Here is a 7712-nt window from a genome sequence, read left to right as displayed (position 1 = left end):
CCCGGGGACCCAACCACTACGACTACGCTGCCCGGGACACCGGCCACACAACCGGTCATCTGATGCTCGTCGCGGTGCACCCGTGGGACATCCACGGCGCGAAGACCGCCGGATTGCAGACCGCCTGGATCAACCGCGCGGCCGCCGCCTACCCCTCCTACTTCGCTCAGCCCGACATTGAAGCCAGGGACCTGTTGGAGTTGGCGGAAATCCTCCACGAGGGCTGATCGGTCCAGTACCGACATAGGGGAACGGTGTCCTGGGTTACAGAACAAACCGTTTCGGACGCCTAGCGTTACAGTGGAATTTCGTTCGGAATTCAGCCCCACCCGAGGAGAGCCATGCATTTTGATCCATCCACAACAGCGCTTGTGTTGACTGACCCACAAAACGATTTCCTCAGCCCCGAGGGCGTCACCTGGGAACTGGTCGGCAACAGTGTCCGGGAGAACAACACCGTCCAGCACATCGATCAACTGCTCGCCGGGACGAAAGCTGCCGGCTACGAAGTTTTCATCTCACCGCATTACTACTTCCCGCACGACCACCAGTGGGAGTTCGGCGGGACGCTGGAGAAAAAGATGCACGAGATCGGAATGTTCGACCGTCCCGGCCCACTGAGCCTTGAAGGTTTTGAAGGCTCAGGTGCTGACTGGCTGGAACAATACAAACCGTACATCCAGGATGGAAAGACCGTCGTCTGCAGCCCCCACAAGGTGTACGGTCCCGAGCAGAATGATCTGGTGCTTCAGCTTCGTAAGCGCGGCATCAGCAAGGTGGTTCTAGCGGGAATGTCAGCCAATCTCTGTATCGAGAGCCACCTGCGGGAATTGCTGGAGCAGGGATTCGACGTGGCCGTGGTCTCTGACGCCACGGCAGCACCGCAGCACCCGGAACTGGGTGACGGCTACGCGGCTGCCATGACAAATTTCAACTACATCGCGGGAGCTGTGATGACCACCGATGAGGCACTGGCTGCTCTCACAGCTTGATCCGCGAGAGAAGCCTGAAAGAGCATCTCCGGCCATACCTCACTGAACCCATAAGGAGCGACCCCGATGGCAACCGTTGACATCACCGAAAAGACGTTCGAAACCACGCTCAACAGCAATGACATTGTTCTAATTGACTTCTGGGCGGGCTGGTGTGCGCCCTGCCGCTTGTTCGCACCGACTTACAGCGCAGCTTCCGAGAAGCATCCCGACATCGCTTTCACGAAGGTCGACACGGAGGCCGAACAAACGCTTGCCGCCCAGGCGGGCATCAGTTCCATCCCTACCTTGATGGCCTTCCGCGAAAAAGTGCTGGTCTTTTCCCAGCCAGGGGCGATCGACGCCGCTGCGCTCGAACAGGACATAACTGAGGTCAGGGCACTCGACATGCAGGCCATTCATCATGGCCTGGCTGCGGACAAATCAATGGCCGGCAGCTAACTGATGGGTCTTACGCACCACACGACAGACAGGACGACCTCATGATTTATGAGCACGCGCAACTCACCATCCGTCCCGACGGGCATGACAGCTTCCGCAATACGTACCCCGCTATCCGGGAAAACCTACTGGCCGTTCACGGATGCCGGTCAGTAGACCTGCATCCCAGCGTCGATCAGCCGGACATCTACCTGCTCCGTGTGGGGTGGGAATCGCTGAGCGACCATACGGAAGTTTTTCCCGAGACGGATCAGGGCCGCAATGTGCTGACCCTGCTTCAATCACACGTCACCTCGGTGGAAATGATTCATTTCGACGCTGACACCGTGCAACCCGATTAGATGTCACGAAGCGGCTGATCGGAATGGTGGTTATGTTGCGGGCTTAGCCTAGATCCACCGATCAATTCTTGGGTCGCCCGGCGTTCTAAAGACGAAATGCTCATCTCTCTTGGATTCCAGTGGTCGTCGCAACACCCTGACTGATGGGGAGTTGCAGGGATGGTTGTTTCGTCACCGCGGAAGCGGAATCGGCAGTATGCGGCTCAGGAGAAAGCTGAGTTTTTCCGGCGTCTGGATCGGGGTGACACGATCCGTGCGGTCGCGGCCGAGCTCGGGCTGAGTCCGGACACTTGCTACCGGTGGCGCCATGAGTCAGGGACCTCCACGCCTCGGCAGCGTTCTCGAGTGTATTCGAGGCCAGGACAAGGCCGAGTTCTTTCGCCGGTTGGCGCTGAATCCGAACGTGTCGGCGGTGGCCTGTGAGCTCGGCTTCGTCCGGGTGACCTACTACAAGTGGGGGGCGCGTCAGACTACAAGTGGGGGCGCGTCAGAAAACGGAAAAAATACCACGCTAAGCTCTGGCCGGTGATCGTAGTGGCCTAAATTTGCCCGCACCGATCCTAGCGCTGCTGCGCCAGGTGTAGTCACCGGTGAGGTTGATGTGTTCCCACCCCAGTGGTGAGAGGTATTGCAGGAGCGCATCACGGGATTCCGGATCCGGGCCGTGTGTTGTTCAATCACCTCGGTGAAATCCGGAACCGTGGATTCGAGCAGCAACGCTTAGCGTGGTATTTTTCCGTTTTCTGAAGCGCCCCAAAAGCGCCCAGCCGAGCGCCACTGCGCCCGACACCGCGACCGCGACCGCTTCGAGGGACGCGCGCCGGGTGGTCGGAGGACCGGACGTTCCTCCGGCCCGAGGCGAGGTCACCTGCGGCTCTGTTCCGCGCGGGGCCTGCCGCACGGTCATTTGCGGGTCATGACCCGGCGGCACAGGACGACGAACGGGTTTACGCGCGGTCGCTGTTTTCTTGAACCGTCACGATGCGAACACCGTTGGAGAACGCGACGTAGTTTCGGATATTCTCGGCCGCCGGCGTCGGGTTGGGGTAGTACCACGCGGCATTGGCGTTTTTCTGCCCGTCGACTGAGAGCGTGTAGTACTGCGCGGTTCCCTTCCACGGGCACTGCGACGTCAGGGACGCTTTGGAGAAGTGCGCAGAGATCAGTGACTTCGGCGGAAAATAGTCGTTGCCCTCTACCCGAATGGTTTCTTCGGACTCCGCCAACACGACGCCATTCCAGATTGCTTGGTACATGGACTGCTCCCTGCGAGTTGTGCGGGAAAGACCCGCGGTTACATCTACAGCAGCACCGAGCAGGCCCGGGTTCCGTAACCTGGGACACGCAACGGCGCAGAACCGAGGGTGTGTGCTCGGTCCTGCTCCGCAGGGCCGATCAGATGTCGCTGGCGGTCTCAAACTGCGAGAGTTGCGGAGCGCTGGCGAGGAGTGACCCTAGCTCGGTCGCGCCTGCTCCAGCGCGCCATTGACGGTAGGCCGCATCGGCTTCGGCTGAGGCCCAGCGTTCCAGGAGGATCACGTGCGTGGCATTCGCAGTATCGACGAGCACGTCGACGCCCTGGCACCCGTCGAATGCGCGGGTCTGGGCGAGGATTTCCCGCAGCATCGCGGGCGCGGCCGCAGCTGATTCTGGCTTGAGTCGCAGGTCGAGAAGCACGGTGAGGGTCATGAGTGCTCCGAATCAAGTGGCTGGCCGGAGGGCAGATTGAAGCTTAGAAGCTGAGGATCTGGTAACCCTCGACCACGAGGTTCCGCACGCTCGCTTCGCCCTTGTACTCAGTGAGCAGGTCCCAGCCTCCCAGAGCGATAGCGTCGGAGACCCCATGGTCGGTGACGCAGAATCCGCAAGCGCCTCGGATGTTGTCCTTGAGAGCCACGGCCAGGGGATTCATCTTGTGGTTGGGCGCGGTGATCGCAGCCAACGTTTCCACGCCCGAACCGTCGAACACGACGACGACATCATCGCCCGCCTGTTTGAATTCGAGGGCGGTCTTGAGGCCGCGGTAGACGCGTGAAGCGTCGGAGTCGATGGGCTCGTAGATGACGACGGCAATTTTCAAATCTGACATGGTGTGCCTTTCCTCCTCGGTAGACCGATCTGGTCACTGACAACTATACCGATCTGTCTGTAAAATCCGATCATGGAATCCACGATTGCAACGCCGGTGCCGAGCGCGCGGGCGCGCCTCCTCGAATCCGCCAGTCGCCTCTTCCACGAACATGGCATCAACGCCACGGGAATCGATCCCGTCGTTCGCGGCGCGGGAGTGGCGAAGGCCAGCCTCTACAACAACTTCGCCAGCAAGGAGGCGCTCGTGGTGGCGTACCTAGAGGAAGAACTCAACGGATGGGTCGATCACGCCCGAGCACTTGATGATCCCCGGTGTCCCCCGCGGGAGAGGGTCACTGCCCTCTTCGAAGCACTCGCACTCTCCGTCGAATCGCACACCTTCTACGGATGCCCCTTCACCAACGCAGTGATCGAACTTCCGGAATGTGTCTCGGTGCGGCAGGTCGCGGACCGTTACCGCGCCGCGGTTCGCACACACATATCCGGCCTTGTTCAGGAGGACCCGGGCACCACCATCGTCTCCCGTCTCGTCCTTCTTTATGACGCCGCCATCACCGCAGCGAAGGTCGCCCGTGACGCCGCCCTGGTTCGCGAAGCGGGCGCCATGGCGCAGGAACTTCTTTAGACCGTTCACCCGAAACTAGACGAACTGATGAAGATCACAGACGCTCTGCGGGCATCTAGACATTCTTCGCGAAATGCTCGACGGCTCAACAGGCGAATAGCAGGCCCATGGACATTCCCTTTGATCCCGACGTGCCATTTCGACGTCGTAAGGGGATCCTCCACTAGGACTCGAACTCTCCGCGGCAGGAGCGCTCTGTCATCAGGCATGTTGTAGCTACGGCACATCCAATTTCGCGACGCAGCCTGGCTGGTCACAAGCAGGACGGGACTGGTCACCCTTGTTCCGCGCCAAGGTGCGGTGCGCGGCCCAGACATGATCCATGTCAACCTGCGCCTTTGCTTCCTTCATGGCCTTCAGCGCGTTGTCCGAATAGCGCATGTGTTTGCTGTTTTCCGAACACGAAGCGATGGGAGACATGGTCGTCGTTGCTGTCGAGCCCCGAGTGACGGCGAAGCGCCACGGCCCTCGTTCGCGATACCCCCGCCTTGTCAGCCAGGTCGTACGGTCCCATGTAGAACTTCTTCTCCAGGTCGACCGTCCGGATAGCCGCAGGCTCCGCGTCCTACCACTGGCATACGACGAGGTTGTGGAGCAGACCCGCGCCGCCCTCGCAGCGCAGGGCTTCGGAATTCTCTCCGAAATCGACGTGCGGGCCACCTTCGAGGCGAAGCTCGGGGCAGAGGCCGTCCACGACCTAGGCGACTACGTCATTCTCGGCGCCTGCAACCCGCAGCTGGCCAGCCGAGCTCTGGCGGCAGAACCTGGCCTGGGCGCACTGCTGCCATGCAACGTCGTTGTGCGCCGAGGAACCGAAACAACAGTCGAGGCCATCGATCCGCAAACCATGGTCCAGCTCACCAACAATCACGCAGTGCGCGAAATAGCCGACGACGCCGACGCCCGGCTCCAAGCAGCTCTCAGCAAACTTCACCCCCTTCAGGGGAGCTCCTCATCAGGAAGTCCTTGAGGGGAAGGTACCCGCAAAGCGTGAAACAGTCCGCCGCAATGAGAGGCACGCTCCTGCCCGGTCCTGCAGCACTACAGCCACACGGGCGCTCACCCATCCCATTGGCGGCAGGCAAAATACGCTACTGCGGCTGGCGCCGCTCCCACTACCGGCAGCAGTTCATCGCATCAGCGCGCTTTCATGCCTCAGAGGTGCCACGGCGGCTCTCTGGATGATCACTGCAGTCTGCGGGCGTCGGTCATGGCGCAGGCAGCGTTGAGCGCGCCGTGAACTGCGGCTGTTAATGGCCGGTCCGCCGCCGCTCCAGAGCAGAGGAGGTGTGTATGACCTCAGGCGAACCGGCCATCTCGTCCTCCAACTATCGCTGCTGATCGATCCGAATCCTTCAAAGAAATGGTAGGCGCTTCGTCAGCCTCGGTCGAAGGCCCCGCATCAGGTTCCCTCGCTGAGAGTCCTGCGGCGTTGGGCATATTCCTCATCCGTCAGTTCCCCTTTCGCATATCGTTCATCGAGGATCTGCCGGGCCGCACTCCGGTTGCCTGCGCCACCGGCAGTATCACCATTGCCTGCGGAAGGATTTCCCCGGTTACCGGCGGCGAAAAACCGCACGACCAGAAACACCAACAGGATCACACCAACAAGTACGAGAAGGCCGAAGAGCCACATCCCGCCCATGCCGAATCCGTTGCCACCCATCACGATTTCCCCTTCCTGTTACATGCCCGGGCAAACCCCGGCAACTGTTCCCACCTTACCTTCTATACCCCGGGGGGTAAATCAGCGGCGTCGATTTGTTTCATGATCCTCTCGGGAGCAGTTTGAGGCAGCGATTATCCGCACGTGCACAACGTTCCGGCCACTTGTGACTGGATTGTTTGTTTTCCCTAGGCGAGGTATTTTGCTCGGCGTGAGAGCCGAAATCTGCCGCTGGGTGCAGCGATATCCAGTACCACTTTGTATGTGGCCAAGTTCCGACTCTGTGGTGAGTTCGAACATCCCCGGCTAGCCGCCGCATAAGCCGACCGTCTTGCGGGATGGCGAGGTGTTCCGGTGAAGGTTCGGCGAAAAAAGGCGGCATTTTCCACACTCGACGCACAGGGTAGAGCGAAGGGCTAGCACCAGATGCAACTCCGTGGGGTTCCCCGCGTACCTCTTGTTCTGCTCACGCGAAGGGACTGTACCGGGTGGGCACCGACAACCAGTGCCCTACTCTTGCTGTCGTGTTTTACGGGTCATCCACCTGTGGGCGGGTGGAGCCCCGGGGGACCAGCTCAGAGCCGTCCACCTGGGGGTGAGCCGCAATTCTCTCGTGGGGCAGCAATGGCGTCGCGTGTGGACAGGTTGTCCATCAGTGGCACAAATTTTTTTAGTAATCGAAGAAGTCGAGCTTGCCAGCGCCCAGGGCCGCGAACTCGCAGTGCGCTACGACGTTGCTTTCGCGCCCGGTATTTTGCTCGATGGGAAGCTGCTCGGTTTCGGTCGACTGTCCGAGAAAAGACTCCGATGGCGGCTCGCGAAGAAGTAGGCCCGTGCGTAGGTCTACTACGCACGATAGGATTGGTGAAGAGGCAGCCCAATGCGCCGCAGATGACAAGTGTCACGTGGCGGAGGTTTCGGGGCAAGGGTTCGTCGAATCGATTGACGGCCAGGATATTGTCTCCCTAACTACCCCACTACCCTGCCAGAGGAACTCATCATGATCACCAGTAGAAAAGTTCTCAGCGTCGCTTTCACCGCAGCCTTGGTTGGAGGGGCAGGCCTCGGGTCTACGGGGGCCGCTCTGGCCTCTTCCGGCCCGGTGTCCCAGTCCGGACCGGCAATGACCACCGAGCAGATGGCTATCACCATCGATAACTTCGTGTTTACGGGGCCAGGCACGGTCAACCCGGGCGGTGAGATCACGGTGACCAATAACGACACCGAAGCCCATTCGGTGACCGCCGATGATGGTTCCTTCGATGTCACCATCCCGGGTGGGGCTAGCGCCACTTTCACGGCTCCCAGTGAAGCAGGAACCTATGGGTTCTTCTGCAAATTCCACGGCAACATGAAGGGCTCTCTCACTGTCGGAGCCGAAGGCATGGCGCAGATGCACGAGAAGATGATGCTGGACCATCCCGAGATGGCGCAGATGCACGACCAGATGATGCTGGACTATCCCGAGATGGCGCAGATGCACGAGAAGATGATGATGGGCGGCGCGGGGATGGCGCAGATGCACGAGAAGATGATGGCGGACCATCCGGACATGG

12 protein-coding genes and 1 pseudogene are annotated in these 7712 nt (G+C 60.3%); 8 read left to right on the top strand and 5 right to left on the bottom strand.

Going from position 1 to position 7712, the window contains the following annotated elements:
• The 4 genes and pseudogenes from Y704_RS24285 to Y704_RS18185 all read left to right on the top strand — a co-directional run.
• Positions 1-227, top strand: a pseudogene (locus tag Y704_RS24285) (haloacid dehalogenase type II); the annotation flags it as partial.
• A gap of 114 nt (positions 228-341) precedes the next feature.
• The gene (locus Y704_RS0101755; RefSeq protein WP_026548854.1) at positions 342-992 is read left to right on the top strand and encodes a cysteine hydrolase family protein; all 651 of its coding nucleotides are present in this window, start codon (positions 342-344) and stop codon (positions 990-992) included.
• Positions 993-1058: 66 nt separating this feature from the next.
• The gene (locus tag Y704_RS0101750; protein WP_026548853.1) at positions 1059-1433 is read left to right on the top strand and encodes a thioredoxin family protein; all 375 of its coding nucleotides are present in this window, start codon (positions 1059-1061) and stop codon (positions 1431-1433) included.
• Between the two features lie 41 nt (positions 1434-1474).
• The gene (locus tag Y704_RS18185; protein WP_051476590.1) at positions 1475-1774 is read left to right on the top strand and encodes an antibiotic biosynthesis monooxygenase family protein; all 300 of its coding nucleotides are present in this window, start codon (positions 1475-1477) and stop codon (positions 1772-1774) included.
• A gap of 947 nt (positions 1775-2721) precedes the next feature.
• Here the strand turns inward: Y704_RS18185 and Y704_RS0101740 are convergent.
• The 3 genes from Y704_RS0101740 to Y704_RS0101730 all read right to left on the bottom strand — a co-directional run bounded on the left by Y704_RS0101740 (position 2722) and on the right by Y704_RS0101730 (position 3863).
• Positions 2722-3030 (bottom strand): DUF427 domain-containing protein, encoded by a 309-nt coding sequence (locus Y704_RS0101740; protein WP_026548852.1) that lies wholly within the window; start codon positions 3028-3030, stop codon positions 2722-2724.
• A 139-nt stretch (positions 3031-3169) separates the two neighbouring features.
• Complete coding sequence (locus Y704_RS0101735) at positions 3170-3463, bottom strand: putative quinol monooxygenase (RefSeq protein WP_026548851.1); 294 nt, start codon at positions 3461-3463, stop codon at positions 3170-3172.
• Between the two features lie 43 nt (positions 3464-3506).
• A complete protein-coding gene (locus Y704_RS0101730) occupies positions 3507-3863 on the bottom strand; it encodes a DsrE family protein (RefSeq protein ID WP_026548850.1) in 357 nt (118 codons plus the stop codon).
• Between the two features lie 72 nt (positions 3864-3935).
• Between Y704_RS0101730 and Y704_RS25515 the strand changes: the two genes are divergently transcribed.
• Positions 3936-4490, top strand: coding sequence for a TetR/AcrR family transcriptional regulator (locus Y704_RS25515; protein WP_035771175.1), 555 nt, complete (start codon positions 3936-3938; stop codon positions 4488-4490).
• A 216-nt stretch (positions 4491-4706) separates the two neighbouring features.
• Here Y704_RS25515 and Y704_RS24280 read toward each other — a convergent pair whose 3' ends face one another.
• A complete protein-coding gene (locus tag Y704_RS24280; protein ID WP_216698930.1) occupies positions 4707-4910 on the bottom strand; it encodes a hypothetical protein in 204 nt (67 codons plus the stop codon).
• A 169-nt stretch (positions 4911-5079) separates the two neighbouring features.
• Between Y704_RS24280 and Y704_RS0101715 the strand changes: the two genes are divergently transcribed.
• Complete coding sequence (locus Y704_RS0101715; protein ID WP_253904192.1) at positions 5080-5460, top strand: DUF302 domain-containing protein; 381 nt, start codon at positions 5080-5082, stop codon at positions 5458-5460.
• Positions 5461-5892: 432 nt separating this feature from the next.
• Here the strand turns inward: Y704_RS0101715 and Y704_RS0101710 are convergent, their stop codons facing one another.
• On the bottom strand, positions 5893-6126 hold the full coding sequence (locus tag Y704_RS0101710) for an SHOCT domain-containing protein (protein WP_343212795.1): 234 nt from the start codon (positions 6124-6126) through the stop codon (positions 5893-5895).
• Positions 6127-6811: 685 nt separating this feature from the next.
• On the opposite strand from Y704_RS0101710, the gene Y704_RS23760 reads away from it, so the two are divergent.
• Together Y704_RS23760 and Y704_RS24770 are read left to right on the top strand one after the other, a co-directional pair.
• Positions 6812-6985 carry a hypothetical protein gene (locus tag Y704_RS23760; protein WP_155850166.1) on the top strand — a complete coding sequence of 58 codons (174 nt, stop codon included), beginning with the start codon at positions 6812-6814 and terminating at the stop codon, positions 6983-6985.
• Between the two features lie 171 nt (positions 6986-7156).
• A partial coding sequence (locus tag Y704_RS24770) for a cupredoxin domain-containing protein (RefSeq protein WP_216698928.1) occupies positions 7157-7712 on the top strand: 556 nt, incomplete at its 3' end.

Origin of the sequence: Arthrobacter sp. Br18, assembly GCF_000520555.1 — a bacterium.
Classification (GTDB): Bacteria; Actinomycetota; Actinomycetes; order Actinomycetales; family Micrococcaceae; genus Arthrobacter_D.
The sequence above is the reverse complement of the archived record's forward strand: the minus strand, read 5'-3'. Positions and strand labels throughout refer to the sequence as shown.